The 20044-nt window shown below is 43.2% G+C and carries 19 protein-coding genes; all 19 read left to right on the top strand.

What is annotated here, in order from left to right; genetic code table 11:
* Window positions 1-117: 117 nt before the first annotated feature.
* The 19 genes from smc to topA all read left to right on the top strand — a co-directional run bounded on the left by smc (window position 118) and on the right by topA (window position 20025).
* Window positions 118-3687 (top strand): chromosome segregation protein SMC, encoded by a 3570-nt coding sequence (smc, locus tag JOC33_RS08325; protein ID WP_205092032.1) that lies wholly within the window; start codon window positions 118-120, stop codon window positions 3685-3687.
* Between the two features lie 45 nt (window positions 3688-3732).
* On the top strand, window positions 3733-4989 hold the full coding sequence (gene ftsY / locus JOC33_RS08320) for a signal recognition particle-docking protein FtsY (protein ID WP_205092031.1): 1257 nt from the start codon (window positions 3733-3735) through the stop codon (window positions 4987-4989).
* 76 nt (window positions 4990-5065) lie between these two features.
* The gene (locus JOC33_RS08315; RefSeq protein WP_205092030.1) at window positions 5066-5386 is read left to right on the top strand and encodes a putative DNA-binding protein; all 321 of its coding nucleotides are present in this window, start codon (window positions 5066-5068) and stop codon (window positions 5384-5386) included.
* 13 nt (window positions 5387-5399) lie between these two features.
* Window positions 5400-6743 (top strand): signal recognition particle protein, encoded by a 1344-nt coding sequence (gene ffh, locus JOC33_RS08310; protein WP_205092029.1) that lies wholly within the window; start codon window positions 5400-5402, stop codon window positions 6741-6743.
* 82 nt (window positions 6744-6825) lie between these two features.
* Window positions 6826-7098 carry a 30S ribosomal protein S16 gene (gene rpsP, locus JOC33_RS08305; RefSeq protein ID WP_205092028.1) on the top strand — a complete coding sequence of 91 codons (273 nt, stop codon included), beginning with the start codon at window positions 6826-6828 and terminating at the stop codon, window positions 7096-7098.
* Between the two features lie 15 nt (window positions 7099-7113).
* Window positions 7114-7341 (top strand): KH domain-containing protein, encoded by a 228-nt coding sequence (locus JOC33_RS08300; RefSeq protein WP_205092027.1) that lies wholly within the window; start codon window positions 7114-7116, stop codon window positions 7339-7341.
* 186 nt (window positions 7342-7527) lie between these two features.
* Window positions 7528-7914, top strand: coding sequence for a YlqD family protein (locus JOC33_RS08295; RefSeq protein ID WP_205092026.1), 387 nt, complete (start codon window positions 7528-7530; stop codon window positions 7912-7914).
* A 9-nt stretch (window positions 7915-7923) separates the two neighbouring features.
* The gene (rimM, locus tag JOC33_RS08290; RefSeq protein WP_205092025.1) at window positions 7924-8439 is read left to right on the top strand and encodes a ribosome maturation factor RimM; all 516 of its coding nucleotides are present in this window, start codon (window positions 7924-7926) and stop codon (window positions 8437-8439) included.
* The gene (trmD, locus tag JOC33_RS08285; RefSeq protein ID WP_205092468.1) at window positions 8439-9170 is read left to right on the top strand and encodes a tRNA (guanosine(37)-N1)-methyltransferase TrmD; all 732 of its coding nucleotides are present in this window, start codon (window positions 8439-8441) and stop codon (window positions 9168-9170) included. The genes rimM and trmD overlap by 1 nt, the downstream gene beginning before the upstream one ends.
* Window positions 9171-9298: 128 nt before the next feature.
* Window positions 9299-9643: a 50S ribosomal protein L19 gene (gene rplS, locus JOC33_RS08280; RefSeq protein WP_205092024.1), complete on the top strand. Its 345-nt coding sequence runs from the start codon at window positions 9299-9301 to the stop codon at window positions 9641-9643.
* 83 nt (window positions 9644-9726) lie between these two features.
* Window positions 9727-10281 (top strand): signal peptidase I, encoded by a 555-nt coding sequence (gene lepB / locus JOC33_RS08275; RefSeq protein WP_420825705.1) that lies wholly within the window; start codon window positions 9727-9729, stop codon window positions 10279-10281.
* 9 nt (window positions 10282-10290) lie between these two features.
* Window positions 10291-11139 (top strand): ribosome biogenesis GTPase YlqF, encoded by an 849-nt coding sequence (ylqF, locus tag JOC33_RS08270; protein WP_205092022.1) that lies wholly within the window; start codon window positions 10291-10293, stop codon window positions 11137-11139.
* Between the two features lie 310 nt (window positions 11140-11449).
* Window positions 11450-12226, top strand: a complete 777-nt coding sequence (locus JOC33_RS08265; protein ID WP_205092021.1) for a ribonuclease HII — start codon at window positions 11450-11452, stop codon at window positions 12224-12226.
* A gap of 14 nt (window positions 12227-12240) precedes the next feature.
* Window positions 12241-14175 (top strand): hypothetical protein, encoded by a 1935-nt coding sequence (locus JOC33_RS08260; RefSeq protein WP_205092020.1) that lies wholly within the window; start codon window positions 12241-12243, stop codon window positions 14173-14175.
* Window positions 14172-14444, top strand: a complete 273-nt coding sequence (locus JOC33_RS08255; protein WP_205092019.1) for an EscU/YscU/HrcU family type III secretion system export apparatus switch protein — start codon at window positions 14172-14174, stop codon at window positions 14442-14444. The genes JOC33_RS08260 and JOC33_RS08255 overlap by 4 nt, the downstream gene beginning before the upstream one ends.
* Window positions 14445-14600: 156 nt before the next feature.
* Window positions 14601-15761 carry an ADP-forming succinate--CoA ligase subunit beta gene (gene sucC, locus JOC33_RS08250; protein WP_205092018.1) on the top strand — a complete coding sequence of 387 codons (1161 nt, stop codon included), beginning with the start codon at window positions 14601-14603 and terminating at the stop codon, window positions 15759-15761.
* Between the two features lie 17 nt (window positions 15762-15778).
* Window positions 15779-16681: a succinate--CoA ligase subunit alpha gene (gene sucD, locus JOC33_RS08245; RefSeq protein ID WP_205092017.1), complete on the top strand. Its 903-nt coding sequence runs from the start codon at window positions 15779-15781 to the stop codon at window positions 16679-16681.
* Window positions 16682-16914: 233 nt separating this feature from the next.
* Window positions 16915-17784 carry a DNA-processing protein DprA gene (gene dprA / locus JOC33_RS08240; protein ID WP_205092016.1) on the top strand — a complete coding sequence of 290 codons (870 nt, stop codon included), beginning with the start codon at window positions 16915-16917 and terminating at the stop codon, window positions 17782-17784.
* A gap of 165 nt (window positions 17785-17949) precedes the next feature.
* Window positions 17950-20025: a type I DNA topoisomerase gene (topA, locus tag JOC33_RS08235; protein ID WP_205092015.1), complete on the top strand. Its 2076-nt coding sequence runs from the start codon at window positions 17950-17952 to the stop codon at window positions 20023-20025.
* The last annotated feature ends 19 nt before the right edge of the window (window positions 20026-20044 follow it).

Genomic DNA, 20044 nt, shown 5'->3' with positions numbered 1-20044 from the left:
TGGCTCTTCTTCTATTGCCTTATTCTATGATAAAATAAAACAGTTGAAATGCAAAATATTCTCACGATAAAATTCAAAAGCATTGATAGATTTCGTCAGATACATAGGAGGATGGAGATGTTCCTCAAACAATTAGATACCGTAGGATTCAAGTCATTCGCTGAGCGGGTGACAGTAGATTTTGTACCTGGTGTGACTTCCGTAGTCGGCCCCAATGGTAGTGGTAAAAGCAATATCACCGATGCCATCCGCTGGGTGCTCGGGGAGCAGTCTGCACGTTCACTCAGAGGAACCAAGATGGAAGATATAATTTTTGCAGGGAGTGACACGAGAAGTGCACTGAACATGGCTGAAGTGACACTTACTTTAGATAATGAAGACGAGGCACTTCCGATAGATTACCAGGAAGTCAGCGTCACACGGCGTGTTTTTCGTTCTGGTGAAAGTGCTTTTTATATCAATAAGCAGCCTTGCCGGCTGAAGGATATTATCGACCTGTTCATGGACTCTGGTCTTGGAAGGGAAGCATTTTCCATAATCAGTCAAGGAAAGGTCGAAGAAATCCTCAGTTCCAAGGCAGAAGAAAGACGTTCTATTTTTGAAGAAGCAGCAGGTGTATTGAAATATAAACAAAGGAAGAAAAAAGCAGAGCATAAATTAGCGGAAACGCAGGAGAATCTTTACCGTGTTGAAGATATTATCCATGAAATCGAAGGGCAGCTTGAGCCATTAAAAGAACAGGCGGCAATTGCCAAAGACTATCTTGATAAGAAAGAAGAGCTGAAGCTGGTTGAGATTTCTCTGCTTGTCTCTCAGATTGAACAATTGAATGTAGAGTGGCAGGAGCTTCTTAAGCATCTGGACACAATGAAGAAGAAGGAACATGAACTAAAGGCCGCCATCCAGGAAAAAGAAGCAATTGTGGAAGAAGAACGCGACCAGATTGCTGCCTTGGATGAATCGATCGAAGACCTTCAGGAAACACTGCTTGTTTTAACACAGGAACTCGAGAATCTTGAAGGTCGGAAAGAGCTGATGAAAGAACGTCACAAGCATTTCGAAGAGAACAGGGATAAGCTTGAACAGGAGTATTCCCAGCTTACCGATCGTCTCAAACAGACTGAAACGCTTTGCAGTAAGCAAAAAGACCAGTTAAAAGAATGGAAAACCAAACGCAACAAGACAAAGGCGGAACTGAAAAAAACTTCCGGGCTTCTCGAAACAGCAAGTCAGGATATTGAAGAGCGGGTAGAAGAACTCAAAAGTGATTATATTGAGTGCCTTAATGAGCAGGCTGCCAAACGTAATGAAAAACAATCAATATTGCGTCAGCTGGAGCAGCTGGAAACAAAATCGGACACCCAGAACGATAAGTTCGAAGGGATGCGTAAGGAACGCGAGCAACTTCACTTGCAAAAAGAAGAAGCCGAGAAAGAAGCAGCATTGATTCATGACAAAAGGGTACAAATAGAAAAGGAATTTGACGAGCAAGAAAAAAGTCTTCGCAAAAATCAGCAGTATTATCAAGAGCTGCAGAACAATTTGTACAAGGGTTATCAATATGTGGAAAAGGTGAATTCCAAAAAAGAAATGCTGGAGGAAATGAAAGAGGATTTTTCCGGTTATTTTCAGGGAGTAAAAGAAATATTGAAAGCCAGGGAACAAGGAACCCTTACTGGAATAGAAGGGGCGGTACTGGAAGTAGCAGATATCCCAAGGGATTATCTGACAGCGATCGAGACAGCCCTTGGTGCCCAGGCACAGCATGTCATTGTAAAGAATGAACAGGCAGCACGTCAGGCGATCCACTGGCTAAAGCAGCATAACAAGGGACGGGCAACCTTACTGCCATTAGAGACCATTCAGCCGCGGTTCATTCCGAATGAAGTGATTTCCCGTGTGAAAGATATGGATGGCTTTGTCGGTATAGCAGCTGACCTCGTTTCATTTGATCCCATTTATCAAAAAGCGCTGAAACACCTTTTGGGACACATAGCTATTGTAGATAACTTAAAATCTGCTAATGAAGTGGCAAGGGTCTTAAAGCGAAGATACCGGATCGTCACTCTTGAGGGAGATGTTGTCAACCCTGGGGGAGCCATGTCCGGCGGAGCCAGGAAGAATACCAATCAGTCACTGTTTACGAGAGAAAAAGAATTGCAGGAGCTTACGGATAAGCTAGCGGACTATGAACAGAAGACACTGGAGGTAGAAGGTAAGCTTGCCAAGCTCAAAAAAGATATGGAGGAACAGGAGCATACCTTAAAGCAAACTCGGAAAGAGCTGGAACAATGGAAGGATGAGGAACAGGAAAAGCGAACTTCCCTTAGAGAGTGGGAGGTAAAGCTGCAAAATCTCAATGACCATCTGCAGCTCTATGATCAGGATCAAGCCCAATATGATAGAGACCGGGACCAGCTGGAAAAACGGCATGCCGAACTGCAAAAGAAACTTGACAGCCTTGATGAACAAGCTTCTGCCACCCAAAAGCAGATAGACGAATTGACAAAACTCCAAAAAGAACAGAAAGAAAATGCAGAAACGCTGAAGTCCAGTCATTATGAATTACAAGTAAAGCTTGCAGAACAAGATTCAGAAGTGAAAAGCCTTCAGGAGAAGATTAACGGTTATGAAGTGCAAAAAGAGGAATTGGAAGCTTCCATCTCAGAAAATCGTCAGAGATTCCAAGAATTAATGGATGTCGTTACAACGAAGCAGACCGAAGAAGAGCTGGCCGAGGAGATCAGCACTAAAAAAGCTACAAAGAATAAGACCAGCGAATTGATCCAGGAGCGGCGACACGAGCGGGCCGAACGAGCGGATTTGATCCAGGAGCAAGAGCGACAGCTGAAGGAACAAAACCGTAACCACCATCACTTCGTCCAGGAAATTCAGGACAAAGAAGTCAAAGTGAATCGATTGGATGTAGAACTGGAAAACATTCTTGACTATCTCCAGAAGGAATATTTCTTAACATTTGAACGAGCTAAGCAGGAATACCCTCCGACTGAAGATATTCAGTCCAGTAAAACACGCGTCAAGCTTATCAAGCGGGCTATTGATGAGCTGGGCACGGTCAACCTTGGAGCTATTGATGAATATGACCGGATTCAGGAAAGGTATGAGTTCCTTTCTGATCAGCAGGATGACTTGAATGAAGCAAAAGAAACACTATATTCGGTTATTTCGGAAATGGACGGGGAAATGCATCGTCGTTTTGAGGAGACTTTCACACAAATCAAAAATGAATTCGGAGAAGTATTTAAAGAACTTTTCGGAGGCGGTAAAGCAGATTTATGCCTTACCGATCCGGAAAATCTTTTGGAGACAGGCGTGGACATTGTGGCTCAGCCTCCTGGAAAAAAACTTCAGAACCTTGGGCTTCTATCAGGCGGGGAAAGGGCGCTTACTGCAATTGCTTTATTGTTCTCCATTTTAAGAGTTCGTCCTGTGCCATTCTGTGTACTTGATGAAGTAGAAGCGGCATTGGATGAAGCGAATGTCGAACGGTTTGCCCGTTATCTGAAAATTTTCAGTGAAAAGACGCAGTTTATCGTCATCACCCATAGAAAAGGGACGATGGAGGAGTCAGACGTATTATACGGTGTGACCATGCAAGAGTCAGGCGTATCAAAACTTGTTTCTGTCCGACTGGAAGAATCAGCTGATCTGGTAGGACTAAAATAGACTTTAGTATTAATGGAAAAAGGAAACCGACGAGAGGTGGATGACATGAGTTTTTTTAAGAAACTGAAGGAGAAATTCATAACAGATCCGTTTGAGCAGGATCTGGAAGAATACAAAAAAGAACAGGAAGCATCGCTTGAAGAAGATGAAACATTTTTCGATGAAGCGCAGGAAAAGAGTAGTGATGATGCATTCCAGGCGGAGGAAGACACCTCTTCCCAGGAACCCGCAGAAGACACTAGTGCGATTCTGGAAGAAGATGATCTTGAAGTCGAAGAAGAAGAAGAAGAGACTTTACAGCCAGAATCAGTTGACACTTTACCTAAGGAAGAACCAGAAGAGGGTACGATCGCTTCCAAATTTAAACTGGGACTTACAAAAACCAGGGACTCCTTTTCTGGAAAAATCAATGATCTTGTTGCGCGTTACCGGACGGTAGATGAAGACTTTTTCGAAGACCTGGAGGAAATATTGATTTCAGCGGATGTCGGTGTTACAACTGTAATGGATATGATCGATGAGTTGAAAATGGAAGTAAAACGAAGGAACATCAAAGATACGAGAAAGGTTAGGGAAGTCATCTCTGAGAAACTGGTCGAAATCTATTATGGTGATGATGACAGCGCAGAAATCCAGGGCCTTAACATCAATCATGATGGTTTGTCTGTCATATTATTCGTTGGTGTTAACGGAGTAGGTAAGACAACCACTATCGGAAAGCTTGCTTACCAATTAAAACAAGAAGGTAAAAATGTTCTCTTGGCAGCTGGTGACACTTTCCGTGCAGGTGCGATTGAGCAACTTGATGCATGGGGAGAACGTGTAGGAGTGAATGTCGTCAAACATAGTGCCGGAAGTGATCCTGCGGCAGTTATTTTTGATGCTATCCAGGCTGCAAAATCACGGAATGCAGATGTGCTGTTGTGTGATACAGCAGGCCGCCTACAGAACAAAGTCAATCTGATGAATGAACTTTCAAAAGTAAAACGCGTCATCTCAAGGGAAATCCCTACCGCCCCACATGAAGTCCTGCTTGTTCTCGATGCGACCACAGGACAAAATGCGATGAGTCAGGCGAAAACTTTTTCAGAAGCTACCGATGTGTCGGGTATCGTCCTGACAAAACTGGATGGTACGGCAAAAGGCGGTATCGTCCTAGCTATTCGTAATGAGTTGGAAATCCCTGTGAAAATGGTCGGCCTGGGAGAAAAAATGACCGATCTCCAGGAATTCGATGCCCATGCCTTCGTTTACGGACTTTTTGCCGACATGGTGGAAGCTTATGAAGAGGATGAGGAATAAAAACTTGACAGTGGTACGGATAATTCGTTAGTATTCATATATGTAAAGGCATTTCACTTAACAAGGAGTGGTTGCCATGCTTGAAAAAACCACACGTGTCAATTATTTGTTTGACTTTTACCAGATGCTCTTGACGCCGAAGCAGCGCAATTATATGGATCTGTATTATCTCGAGGACTACTCCTTAGGAGAAATATCTGAGACATTTGAGGTTTCACGGCAGGCTGTTTATGATAATATCAGGCGCACAGAAGCCATGCTGGAAGATTATGAGAGTAAATTACGCTTATACGAACGGTTTCAGGAAAGGCAGCAATTGATTGCCCAGCTGCATGACAGCCTTACAGATCACGAACAGGCTCTGAAGCTGCTCGAAAGATTAAAAGAATTGGATTAGGAGGGCTCCTTCTATGGCATTTGAAGGTTTAGCCGACCGTTTACAGGGGACGATTCAAAGAATCAAAGGTAAAGGGAAGGTAACCGAACAAGATGTAAAAGAAATGACCCGCGAAGTACGTCTTGCCCTCCTTGAGGCAGACGTCAACTTCAAGGTTGTCAAAGACTTTGTCAAGCGCGTGAAAGAGCGTGCAATCGGCCAGGAAGTGATGGAAAGCTTGACACCCGGTCAGCAGGTCATCAAAGTCGTTAAAGAAGAATTGACGGATTTGATGGGCGGGGATGAAAGCAAAATTGCTGTCGCCCAGCGCCCGCCAACCGTCATTATGATGGTCGGTCTTCAAGGTGCCGGTAAAACCACCACCACTGGTAAGCTTGCCAATCATCTAAGAAAGAAAAACAATCGTAAGCCGATGCTTGTAGCTGCTGACGTCTATCGTCCTGCTGCAATCAATCAACTTGAAACATTAGGGAAACAGCTCGATCTCCCTGTTTTTTCCAAGGGGACGGATGCAAGCCCGGTGGATATTGCTGATGAAGCTATCGCTAAGGCAAAAGAAGATCATCACGATTACGTCATTATTGATACAGCAGGACGTCTTCACGTTGATGGTGAGCTGATGGACGAGCTTAAGCAGATTAAAGAAAATGTAAAGCCCGATGAAATCTTTCTTGTCGTCGATGCGATGACAGGGCAGGATGCCGTCAATGTGGCAGAGAGCTTCAATGAACAGCTGGAGATCAGCGGAGTAGTCTTGACCAAGCTGGATGGTGACACTCGTGGTGGTGCTGCATTATCCATCAAAGCTGTAACCGACAAACCAATTAAGTTTGCCGGTATGGGAGAAAAACTTGACCAGCTCGAGCCTTTCCATCCGGAACGAATGGCTTCTCGTATTCTTGGAATGGGTGATGTGCTTACATTGATTGAGAAAGCTCAGGAAAATGTGGATGAAAAGCGGGCGAAAGAACTGGAAGAAAAAATGCGCTCAGCCTCCTTCACATTTGATGACTTTCTGGAACAAATGGGGCAGGTGCGAAACATGGGGCCGCTTGATGAGCTTCTCGATATGATTCCAGGCGCAAACAAGATGAAGGGTCTGAAAAACGCCCAGATTGACGAGAAGCAAATTTCCCATGTGGAAGCTATCATCCAGTCAATGACAAAAAGAGAACGTCAGGATCCATCCCTGATGAACGCCAGCCGTAAACGACGGATTGCAAAAGGTTCCGGTACCAACGTTTCTGAAGTGAACCGCTTATTGAAACAGTTTGAAGAAATGAAGAAAATGATGAAGCAAATGAGCAACATGCAAAAAGGGAAAAAAGGCAAAGGAATGAAATTTCCCTTTATGTAATGGAAAAATCCTTTACACACAGGAAAACATCTGCTAAAATCTAAACTTGTGCGAAACATTATTAATTTGGAGGTGCTTAAACATGGCAGTTAAAATTCGCCTAAAGCGCATGGGATCAAAACGTAACCCATTCTACCGTGTAGTTGTAGCTGATTCACGTTCTCCTCGTGACGGACGTTTTATTGAACAGATTGGCACATATAATCCAGTCGCTAACCCAGTTGAGGTTGACATCGATGAAGAAAAAGCAATGACTTGGATGACTAACGGCGCAAAGCCAAGTGACACGGTCCGTAACCTATTCTCAAAAGAAGGCATCATGAAGAAATTCCACGATTCTAAAAATCAAAAATAAAGTAGTGGTGATACCATGAAAGCCTTGATTGAAACAATTGTTACTCCGTTGGTCGATCATCCGGAAGATATCGAGATTTCAGCCAAAGAAGAGGAACGCAAGGTTGTTTACCATTTGACTGTGAATCAGGAAGATGTCGGAAAGGTAATCGGAAAAAACGGAAGGATTGCGAAAGCCATCCGGACAGTCGTTTATGCGGCTGGCTCAGATTCGAAGAAAAGAATTTATCTGGATATCATGTAAGAAGGGAGAGGGCCAATGTACCTTTCCCTTTTTTACACTTTAAGAAAATTTAACTTTGTTAAAGGATTAAAGTATAAATGAAACTAAGACTTTCGCCATAGGACTTGGCGACAACGACAAGTTTTTCTGACACGGAAAAGTGAAAATCGCAGAAGTCAGCGGCTTCTTGGCAAAGGGGCAGGAACCATGAAGATAATCAAAAAAATTCCTGTAAAACAAGTTTTAACAAAAGACAGCAAACAAGAGCTGGCCAAGCAATTCCAGAAACGCCACCAGCGATATGAACGCGAAATTCAACAGCTTCGTTTTGAACAGCGTAAGCTCGAGAAAAAAAGCGATATTTCCCAAAGTGAAATTGATAAACGCTTCACTCATGAAATAAATTTAAGGAAAGAACAAATTAACTGGGTGGAATATAAGCTGCAGCAATTGGATATCCTTCCTGAAGGCAGCGAGTTGTTCATTGAGGAAGTAGAAGCGATTGTAGATGTTCATGAAGGTGCAGTATGGAATGAGATTTATGAAGACCAGACCATCGTTATCAAAGATGGAATCGTCATTCAAGCGAGGTAATGGTAAAGTATGGAGCAAAAAATGTTTAATGTAGGTAAAATTGTAAATACACATGGAATCAGGGGAGAAGTGAAAGTGCTGAGAATCACCGATTTTGATGAGCGCTTTGAGCCTGGAGAGCCCTTGTATTGGGTCAGCGGAGAAGGGAAACCGGAAAAGCTGATTATCGCCAGTCACAGACAACATAAAGGCTTTGACCTGATCAGCTTTGAAGGTCTTCCTTCCATCAATGAAGTCGAACATCTAAAAGGCGGTATCCTGCAAATCAGGGAAGAGCAGCTGACAGAACTCGAGGAAGATGAATATTACTTCCATGAGATCATTGGCTGTGATGTCGTTTTGGACAATGGAGCGAAAATCGGAAGAGTGAAAGAAATCCTTACCCCGGGCGCTAATGATGTCTGGGTGATTGACAGAGAAGGTAAATCTGATGTCCTGATTCCGTATATCGATGATGTTGTTGTCAGTGTGGATATTGGAAAACAAAGGATCATCATCGATCCAATAGAGGGGCTGCTCGATTGATGCGTATTGATATACTTACACTTTTTCCGGAAATGTTCCGTGGGGTGTTCGATTCCTCCATTCTGAAAAAAGCATATGACCGTAAAGCTTTTGATTACCACTTTACCAACTTCCGGGATTTTTCATCTAATAAGCATAATAAGGTCGATGATTATCCATATGGTGGAGGTGCCGGAATGGTCTTATCCCCGCAGCCGATTTTCGATGCAGTAACCTCCCTTACAGAAGATACCGACACGAAGCCAAGAGTTGTCATGCTTTGTCCTCAAGGGGAAGTCCATTCTCAGGAAAAAGCAGAGGAATTGGCTGAAGAGGACCACCTCATTTTCTTATGCGGTCACTATGAAGGGTATGATGAACGTGTCAGGCAGCATCTGGTTACGGATGAAATTTCCATCGGGGATTATGTACTGACAGGCGGAGAGCTCGGTGCAATGGTTGTCATCGATTCTGTCGTCCGGCTGCTTCCCGGTGTGCTTGGAAATGAGGAGTCCGCACCTGCAGATTCCTTTTCCAATGGATTGCTTGAGCATCCCCATTACACACGGCCTGCTGATTTCCGAGGAATGAAAGTGCCGGATGTATTGCTTTCCGGGAACCATGCCAATATTGAAGAATGGCGGCATAAACAGTCATTATATCGCACCTGGGAACGTCGACCTGATTTGCTTAAGGTAAAAGAGCTGACTGACAAAGAAAAATCATGGCTGAATGAATGGGAAAATAGCTGACAGCTTGTTGATATCCCTATATTTTTATGGTATATTTAATTTTGTGCTTAAACAACGGTTTAGGCGGAAAACGATGTTCCGCTGTCTCATAGAAGGCAAGAGCATTAGTTTGGAAGGAGTGAACTAGGATGCAAGAACTTATCAGAGAAATCACGAAAGATCAACTTCGTACAGACCATCCTGATTTCCGTCCTGGTGACACGGTTAAAGTCCACGTAAAAGTTGTGGAAGGTACCCGTGAGCGTATCCAGGTATTCGAAGGCGTTATCATCAAACGCCAAAACGGCGGAATCAGTGAAACTTTCACTGTTCGTAAAATTTCTTACGGCGTTGGAGTTGAGCGTACATTCCCGCTACATTCTCCTCGTATCGAGAAAATTGAGCGTACTCGTCGTGGTAAAGTACGCCGTGCCAAGCTTTATTATCTACGCAATCTGCGTGGTAAAGCAGCGCGTATCAAAGAAATCATCTAAACTAGAGCTAAAAAAGGAGCTTGCACCTGTCAAGCTCCTTTTTCTAGTAATCAAACCTATAATGGAAACTGGTTAAGAAAGGGATGGCCTTCATGAAGAAAGCATGGTTGGAATGGGGAAAAGCCTTCGTCATCGCGGCAGTATTAGCGATTATTGTACGAATGGTATTATTTGCTCCGGTTGTGGTTGAAGGGCCATCAATGCTTCCGACATTAAAAGACTCAGACCATATGATTGTCAGTAAGATCAATTATACAATCGGGAATCCCGAACGGTTTGACATCATTGTTTTTCATGCCACTGAGAAAAAAGACTATGTGAAGCGGGTGATCGGTCTGCCAGGCGATACGGTCGCCGTTAAAGATGACCAGTTGTATATTAATGGTAAAAAAGTGGAAGAACCTTATTTAGAGGAACGGAAGGAAAGCATGCCTGATGGCCAAAAGCTTACTCAGGATTTTACCCTTGAAGGGGTTACTGGCCAAAAGACTGTTCCAGAGGGGCATGTTTTTGTGCTTGGTGATAACCGCAACAATTCAACGGACAGTCGGATCCTCGGTTTCATTCCATATGAAGCTATCGTAGGAGAAGCTGTGCTCATCTACTGGCCGATTGACCGAATCCGAATCGTAGAATAAGGTGATGTTATGACAATACAATGGTTCCCTGGCCATATGGCTAAAGCGAAAAGGGAAGTAGGAGAAAAATTAAAGCTTGTCGATTTTGTGATTGAGCTGGTGGACGCAAGAGCCCCTGAATCTTCCCAGAATCCAATGCTGCGTCAAATGCTTCAGGATAAACCCCGACTGGTTGTTTTGATGAAAAAAGACCTTGCTGATCCGAAAATAACTGATCAATGGATGGAATTCTTTAAACGGCAGGGTTCTCCTGCCATTGCCTTAAATGCGCAGGATAAGAAGGATATCCAATCGTTAATCCAGCAGGCGAAGGAAATGGCCCAGCATAAAATGGAAAAGCTAAAAGCCAAAGGTGTCAGACCCAGGCCTGCACGTGCTATGATCCTGGGAATACCGAATGTCGGAAAGTCCACACTCATCAACCGGCTTGCCAATAAAAAAATTGCAAAAACCGGAGATCGGCCCGGGGTTACTACAAGTCAGCAATGGATAAAAGTTAAGAAAGACTTTGAATTACTCGATACACCAGGAATCCTCTGGCCGAAATTCGAAGATGAAGAAGTAGGTTACCGTCTTGCTTCTATCGGCACCATTAAAGACCAAATCCTGCCGACGGAAGATGTCGCTGCCTATATCCTGGATTATATGAAAAATTTCTATCCGGAACTCCTGGAGCAACGCTTCGGCTTCTCAGGATTCAATGATATGATAGAAGCATTTGAAAAAATTGGTCAGAAGAGAGGCTGTCTGGAAAGTGGTGGCCGAATCAATTATGAAAAAACTGCCGATGTCATCATTCAGGACTTAAGAGGTGGTAAAATCGGCAGGATAAGCCTGGAAGTTCCGCAGGATATCTGATCACACCGGCGCATTTTGGAAATCTCCGAAATGCGTTTTTTTACACTTTAAAAAAGTGTAACTTCGTTAAAGGATTAAAGTATAAGTAAAACTAAGGCTTTCACCATGATCACTTGGTCAAAAGCCATTTTTTTCTAACATAGAATTTATATTTTAAATAAACCAGATACGGCAAATTCAATTGATTACAAACACTCATACACATACCTTTCATACCTATTGACACTCAGGGGAGTAGAATTTTCCAAGAGTCAGGTTAAGAATCAAACAGTTTAGCCGATAAAAATAGTGATAGCGGAGGCACAAATGAATGGTTAATAAGATTACGATCGCAAAAGTAAAAGAGCTTCTGGATGCAGGAGAAATAACAGAAAGTTTCCTCATGGAACTGCAGCAGGACGAGAGAAAAGGAATTCAAAAGCTGCTCAAAACTTATAATCGTAACAGACAGAGATTAATAGATGAAGAACATAATTACCGTGAAATGATGGCGTTTGAACAGTTGCAGTATAAAAAAGGCCATACACTCGTAGCTGGTATTGATGAAGCCGGTCGCGGACCACTGGCAGGTCCTGTGGTTGCTGCCTGTGTCATATTACATAAAGACTATTACCTTCCTGGCTTGAATGATTCAAAACAGCTTTCAAAAGATAAACGGGAATTATTTTACGAGCAAATCTGTCAGGATGCCTTTGCCTATGGCATTGGTATGGCGTCAAGTAATGAAATTGATCACTATAATATCTATCAGGCTACAAAGCTTGCGATGAGGAGATCGGTGGAGTGTCTTGGTTTGATCCCTGATCACATCCTTATAGACGCCATGACGCTGGATGGTTTACCCTGCTCTCAGCAATCGTTGATAAAAGGGGACCAGCGAAGCGTGTCCATCGCAGCAGCCAGCATTCTGGCAAAGGTTAAACGGGATGAACTCATGAGAGAAGTACATGAAGCTTATCCAATGTATGCCTTCCGTTCCAATCAAGGATACGCTACTGCTGCTCATCGAAAGGCACTGGAGGAATATGGACCCTCTCCCTATCATCGTAAAAGCTTTGCCCCTGTTCAAGAATGGATGAATGTATAAGAGGAGGCGTATGGATGAAATCGGAAGCATTACAACTATTTGCAAAACTCCATCGTTTATCAGCTGCAGATACACGTTCTCCTTTAAAGGAAGGGCAGATGGTTACTGGTAAAATTGAAAAGCTGCTTCCGGATAACCGAGCTATTGTACGACTTGGCACCAGACAGCTTCATGCCCAGCTGGAAGCTTCCCTTACAACAGGAAAAAGTTATTGGTTCAGAGTCCATACAGCTGGTGATACCTTGCGTTTAAAGATGCTTTCGGAGAATGCTTTTCACCACACCAGACAGGGACTTGAAGAAACTCTGGAAAATTTAGGAACCAAAAAGACTAGTGGAAATCTTGCTTTATTCCAGTCATTAATACATAGGAAAATCCCTTTTCATAAACAAGCACTTAAACAGGCTATGACACTCTTCACCCAGTTCGGAGAAAGCAATATCGCTCGTGAGGTTTTGGAGGAAATGCTTCATAAACAGTTACCGATAAAAGAATCTGTTTTCCAGTCACTGCTTACCCGTAGGGAAAGTAGTTTGACAATCCTTATTGGGCAGATGGAACAGTATTTTTCGGGGAAAGACAGTTTGTCCCGAACCGATGAGGATGTGATTGCAAGCCTTTCAAGGTTGAAGGGGAACGGCAGCGCACCATCTTTTCTTCAAACACTTGTTTCTTCCCTATTAAAACAAGTGGTGCACGGAGAAAAAACGGGCTTTCATCTGCTGCAGACAGCCGGGATTGTAAATAAGGAGGTACCATTTTCAGAGTTTCAACGGGTATGGCTGCAATGGGGAAAAAATCAAGGACTCACTCCTGAAAGCACTAAAATACCTGCAGCTCAAACAGACAGAAATAATCCGCTGTCACACGCCAAACCTCTTCCATATGGGCTGAATTCCGGAAAAATCATCAATGACTTCATTCATCTGTTCCAAGATCAGTTGCCAAAAAAAGCAGTATCCCATATGAAAGTCTGGCTCAATGAGGCCGAACTATATAAAAATGAACCAAGTGTTGTTAACGGCCAACGTCTCCTGGATACTCACAACCAGCTGAAAAAGCACAATATGCACCATCTTATAAAGCAGACAATCCATGCATCAGTCAAAGATGAGTGGGTCAATTTTGTTAACTCTCTCTCAGGTAATATTGATAGTAAACAAGTTTTGTCTCCTGCTCAGAAGCAAGCTTTCGACCGCATCAGAGCTTCACTGGAAGAAGTCCTCGCTAAACAAGTGACAGATCAGTCAGGTAAGTTCCTCGTAAACCTGCTGCTTGATGCTCCAGTTGGAAAACACGCAAAATCTCCCCTGCCTTTAAATAAGGAGCTTTTACTCTCCTTGAAATCCATGCTTCTTTTCTCAGGGATCGATTCGGAAGCGAATATGAAGGCTGATATAAAATCAGGAGATGTGCAGTCACAGGGCAGTCTCAAGACAATGCTTCTTCACCTACTGCAAAGGGATAGTGACACTCCAGTAAAACCAGAGCCTGCCATGAAACTGCTGCAGTTTCTTAATGGCCTGCAATTGACTGCTATTCAGGAAACGAACCACTCCCTTCAAATGAATATGGTTTTCCCTGGGTCGATTTTAAAGAGCGCAGAAGATGTCCAGATGGATTTCGAAGGGAGAAAAAATGAAGCGGGTGAAGTTGATCCGGCTTTTTGCCATGTCTTATTTTACCTCAATTTAGAAAATCTCCAAGAAACGGTCGTAGATATGTCGATAAATGACCGGAGAGTCCAGTTGACCGTTTTTAATGAGAATCCCCATAAAATTATTAAAATAACGGAAAACTATCAATCCATGCTTGCCGACGGACTTGACAAATTAGGGTACGAATTACTGTCTGTAAAGCTTCGAGGGCTGAATGACAGGCAACTAGAAAAGAAAGCAGGTACTCCATTTGACCAGCTTTCTGACAAAGGAGTAGACGTGCGAATATGAAAAAGGAAAGCCGCAGGGAGGCTATGGCGCTAGGTTACGATTCCGAAACAGACAGAGCTCCACAGCTCCTGGCTAAAGGCAAGGGGATCATTGCAGATAATATCATCGAAAAAGCGAAGGAAAATGGGGTTCCGGTACAGGAAGATACCTCGCTCGTCGAAATCTTATCCCATTTAAATGTTAATGACCAGATTCCCGAAGAATTGTACCAGGTGGTTGCGGAAGTGTTTGCGTTCATTTATCGGACCGATCAGGAAGCCAGTAAATAATAAATAAGTCTTTCACATTTATTGTTTACATAACAGAATGGAAGTCTACTTGTTTTCATGCGCATTTTTTCGACAAGATGACAGGGCTTACTGTGGACAATTCCCAGCGTTTTTTTATACAATGGTAATGCAGTTAAAATGATGGGAGGATGGAACATGAACATTCACGAGTATCAAGGGAAAGAAATTTTACGCGACTTTGGCGTTTCCGTGCCAAATGGACTTGTGGCATATACCGTAAATGAAGCTGTCGAAGCAGCGGAGAAATTAGGTTCTGATGTCACAGTTGTAAAAGCCCAAATCCATGCCGGAGGACGAGGCAAAGCCGGCGGGGTTAAAATAGCTAAAAATCTTGATGATGTGCGTACATATGCCAATGAAATCCTGGGCAAAACGCTTGTCACACATCAGACCGGACCAGAAGGGAAGGAGGTAAAGCGCTTACTGATCGAGGAAGGATGCGACATCAAGAGCGAATACTATGTCGGTCTTGTACTGGATCGCGCTACCAGCCGCGTAACCATGATGGCTTCTGAAGAAGGTGGAACGGAAATAGAAGAGGTGGCAGAAAAAACACCTGAAAAAATCTTCAAGGAAGTGATCGACCCGGTTGTCGGACTGACACCTTTCCAGGCCCGTCGTCTTGCTTTTAATATCAACATCCCTAAGGAATCTGTCGGAAAAGCAGCTAAATTCATGCTTGGACTTTACAAGGTTTTCGTAGAAAAAGATTGCTCCATCGCAGAAATCAACCCGCTTGTCACTACAGGCGATGGCGGAGTAATGGCACTTGATGCGAAATTGAATTTCGATGATAACGCCATGTATCGTCAAAAGGATGTTATGGAATTACGTGATTTAGATGAAGAGGATCCAAAAGAGGTTGAGGCTTCTAAATATGATCTTAGCTATATTGCATTAGATGGAAACATCGGCTGCATGGTAAATGGTGCAGGACTTGCCATGGCAACAATGGATACTATCAAGCACTACGGTGGAGACCCGGCTAACTTCCTTGATGTAGGTGGCGGGGCAACTACTGAAAAAGTAACTGAAGCATTCAAAATTATCCTTTCCGACGAACAAGTTAAAGGTATTTTTGTAAATATTTTCGGTGGAATCATGAAATGCGATGTTATCGCTGAAGGTGTAGTGGAAGCTACGAAACAGATTGGTCTGACTCTTCCGCTAGTCGTACGTTTAGAAGGAACAAATGTGGAAAAAGGGAAGCAAATCCTGGATGAGTCCGGACTGAATATTACATCTGCCGATTCCATGGCTGATGGTGCACAAAAAATCGTAGAACTAGTGAAGTAGAAAGGCGGGGAAAATAGATGAGTGTATATATCAATCAAGATACGAAAGTAATCGTTCAGGGTATAACTGGGTCTACAGCCCTTTTCCATACAAAACAAATGCTGGATTACGGAACGAAGATTGTCGGTGGTGTCACACCAGGTAAAGGCGGAACAGAAGTAGAAGGCGTTCCGGTATTCAATACTGTGGAAGACGCTGTGAAAGAAACTGGTGCCAATGCCTCTGTCATCTATGTGCCTGCTCCATTCGCAGCAGATGCGATCATGGAAGCGACCGACGCAGAACTTGATCTAGCTATCTGCATCACAGAACATATCCCGGTCATTGATATGGTCAAAGTGAAAAGATATATGGAAGGCAAAAAGACGCGCCTGGTCGGACCGAACTGTCCTGGTGTGATCACTCCTGAACAATGTAAAATCGGAATTATGCCTGGTTATATCCATAAAAAAGGTCATGTAGGTGTAGTTTCCCGTTCTGGTACATTGACATATGAAGCAGTTCATCAATTATCAGAATCCGGCATCGGTCAGTCTACAGCTGTCGGAATCGGCGGTGACCCTGTCAACGGGACAGATTTCATCGACGTTCTGGATGCATTCAATCAGGACGATGACACAGAAGCTGTCATCATGATTGGTGAAATCGGTGGTACAGCCGAGGAAGAAGCTGCAGAGTGGGTAAAAGCTAACATGAAAAAGCCTGTCGTAGGCTTCATTGGCGGACGTACGGCTCCTCCTGGAAAACGCATGGGACATGCAGGTGCCATCATTTCCGGTGGAAAAGGCACAGCTGATGAGAAAATCCGTGTCATGAATGAGTGCGGTATTAAAGTTGCTGAAACACCATCCGTAATGGGTGAAACATTAATCGAAGTATTAAAAGATAATAATCTTTTCGACAAATGTAAAACTCATTAAGGAGAAAAAATTCGTGCATGGGAGCAAGCCCATGCACGTTTTTTTAAACAATATTAATCCCTGCTCCTCTTGTACTTCTGTTCCACCCCTTAATTGCCCCTTCTGCAATTATAATGATAGGAAAAGAAACTAGAAGAACAGCCCCCGATGAATGCTGGAAATTTAACTGCCCCGTAAAGTTGTAGTTATCGAATCCCCTTTCTCACATACCTTAAAAAGGAAGTGTATCCTATATGTATAATAGAAGAAGTTTGCTGCTCCACTTACATGCCAGTCCCCACATGACAAGGGGCTTGCTCCGAAAAATCCTGAAGTTTGATTCCTCTTTAGCTTCAATCATGAAACTTTCCCCTTCTGATATCACCTCTATTTTTCACATCCCAATGCCTCGTGCTATCTCATTGGCGGAACACTTGCGTTCCATTGCTTATAAAAATGACAATTTAATGAAAGAATATGCTACAGTCACTATCTTCGATGAAGAATACCCGGAAATATACAAAACGATTCCCGATCCCCCGCTGGTACTTTATGCGGCCGGTGATATTTCTTTATTGAAAAAGGTGCCTGCCTTAAGTGTGGTGGGAACGAGAAAGCCTTCAGTCAATGCTTATTCATGTATGGAAAGCCTGCTGACTCCGCTTATCACGGCAGGTTTTACGATTGTGAGCGGGCTTGCTGTCGGTATTGATCGGTTTGCACATGAAATTGCTTTACGCTATCATGGTACAACAATTGGCATTCTAGGTTCCGGATTCCATCATATTTATCCAAAAGCTAACATATCTTTATTTCAACAAATGCTGCAAAAAAATTTAGTGATAACAGAATATCATCCGGATACGCGGCCACAAAAGTTTCATTTCCCCGAAAGAAACAGATTGATCAGTGGTCTGACTGATGCCACATTGGTCATTGAGGCAAAAGCAAGGAGCGGTTCGCTGATTACGGTAGAACAAGCCCTAGAACAAGGAAAAGAGGTATTCGCTGTCCCGGGATCGATATTAAACCCGAATAGTGAGGGGTGTCATCAAATCATCCAGGAGGGTGCAAAATTGGTGCGGAATACCCAGGATATCCTTAGAAATTGGCCTGAATATTGATGGGAAATAATGGTTATTATAGCTATTTTGCAATTAAAATTACTATAAATTGAAAAAAATTCTGACCATTTACGTTTGACAAACCAATTGGAAGTATTTAATAATAGGGAAGATTTATCATTGAAATATGCATAAGGTGCACACACCTCTATGGGAGGAACAGTTATGGCAGATTATCTGGTAATAGTAGAATCACCAGCAAAAGCAAAAACAATTGAAAAATATCTAGGGAAAAAATATAAAGTAAAGGCTTCAGTAGGTCATATCAGGGACTTGCCTAAAAGTCAGATGGGCGTGGATGTCGATAATGGATTTGAACCGAAATATATAACCATCCGCGGAAAAGGGCCTGTGCTGAAGGAACTTAAATCAGCAGCTAAAAAGGCCAAACGTGTATTTCTGGCTGCCGACCCCGACAGAGAAGGGGAAGCGATTGCCTGGCATTTAGCCCACAGTCTCGATATAGATGAGAAATCGGACTGCCGGGTTGTCTTCAACGAGATTACGAAGGATGCTGTGAAAGAATCATTCAAGAATCCTCGCACCATTGATATGGACAGAGTTGATGCCCAACAGGCGAGACGTATTTTGGACCGGTTAGTCGGTTATAATATCAGCCCTATATTATGGAAGAAAGTGAAAAAAGGGTTGAGCGCAGGACGAGTACAATCAGTAGCGGTAAAGCTGATCATTGACCGTGAAGAAGAAATCAATAATTTCAAGCCAGAAGAATACTGGTCTATTGAGGCAGACTTTTTGAAAGATAAGGAAAAATTCCAGGGGTCCTTTTATGGAATCGATGGAAAAAAACAAGACTTAAAGAACAAAGAAGATGTCGATAAAGTTCTTTCAGCGCTGAAAGGGAAGAATTTTAACGTAGATAAAGTGAATAAACGCGAACGCCGCCGAAATCCGTCCGTTCCTTTTACCACGTCCTCCCTTCAACAGGAAGCAGCACGGAAATTGAATTTCCGCGCGAAGAAAACAATGATGATCGCACAGCAGCTTTATGAAGGTATCGATCTTGGTAAGAAGGAAGGAACTGTCGGGCTAATTACTTATATGCGTACTGACTCGACCCGGCTTTCCAATACAGCACAGGCAGAGGCACAGGATTATATCACCGATCAATTCGGAAAAGAATATCTGGGTGGAAACAAAAAAAAGAAACAGAAAGAAGGCGCCCAGGATGCCCATGAAGCAATCAGGCCCACTTCTGCAATGCGAGATCCGAAAGCGATGAAGAGCATTCTTTCCCGTGATCAATACCGTCTGTATAAACTGATCTGGGATCGTTTTATAGCGAGCCAGATGGCGCCGGCTGTACTTGACACAATGACGGTGCATATGTCTAACCAGGGTGTCGAATTTCGTTCTACTGGATCTAAGGTCAAGTTCAAAGGTTTCATGAAAGTCTATATTGAGGGAAGAGATGACAACAAAAAAGAAGAGGACAAAATGCTCCCGGATCTGCAAGAAGGAATGACCGTGAAAGCGGAAGCAATCGATCCGAACCAGCATTTTACCCAGCCGCCACCACGGTATACGGAAGCAAGGCTTGTCAAAACTCTGGAAGAATTAGGAATTGGCCGTCCATCTACCTATGCACCGACATTGGATACAATCCAACGCCGCGGTTATGTAGCTCTTGATAATAAACGATTTGTTCCAACTGAGTTAGGGCAAATCGTACTCGAACTCGTGAAAGAGTACTTTCCGGAAATCATAAATGTTGATTTCACTGCACAACTGGAACATGACCTTGATGCCATTGAAGAAGGAAAGATCGAATGGGTCACGCTCATTAAAGATTTTTATCAAGGATTTGAACCACGGTTGGAAAAAGCAGAAAAAGAAATGGAAAAAGTCGAAATAAAAGATGAACCAGCAGGGATTGACTGTGAAAACTGCGGTCATGAAATGGTGTATAAGATGGGACGTTATGGCAAATTTCTGGCATGCTCCAATTTTCCGGACTGCCGAAATACGAAACCTATATTGAAAAAAATCGGAGTTACTTGCCCTAAATGTAAAAAAGGGGAAGTAGTGGAACGTAAAAGTAAAAAACGGCGTGTTTTTTATGGATGTGACCAGTATCCGGACTGCGACTTCATTTCCTGGGATAAACCGGTCAGCAGACCATGCCCGAAATGTGATTCTCTTCTGGTAGAGAAGAAATCGAAAAAGGGTGTACAGATACAATGTACCAGCTGTGATTATAAAGAAGAAGCACAAAAGTGAGCGCATATGTGCGCTCACT

This window comes from Thalassobacillus pellis, from assembly GCF_016908295.1.
GTDB classification, from domain to species: Bacteria; Bacillota; Bacilli; order Bacillales; family Halobacillaceae; genus Thalassobacillus; species Thalassobacillus pellis.
This window is presented reverse-complemented; position numbering and strand designations above follow the sequence as displayed.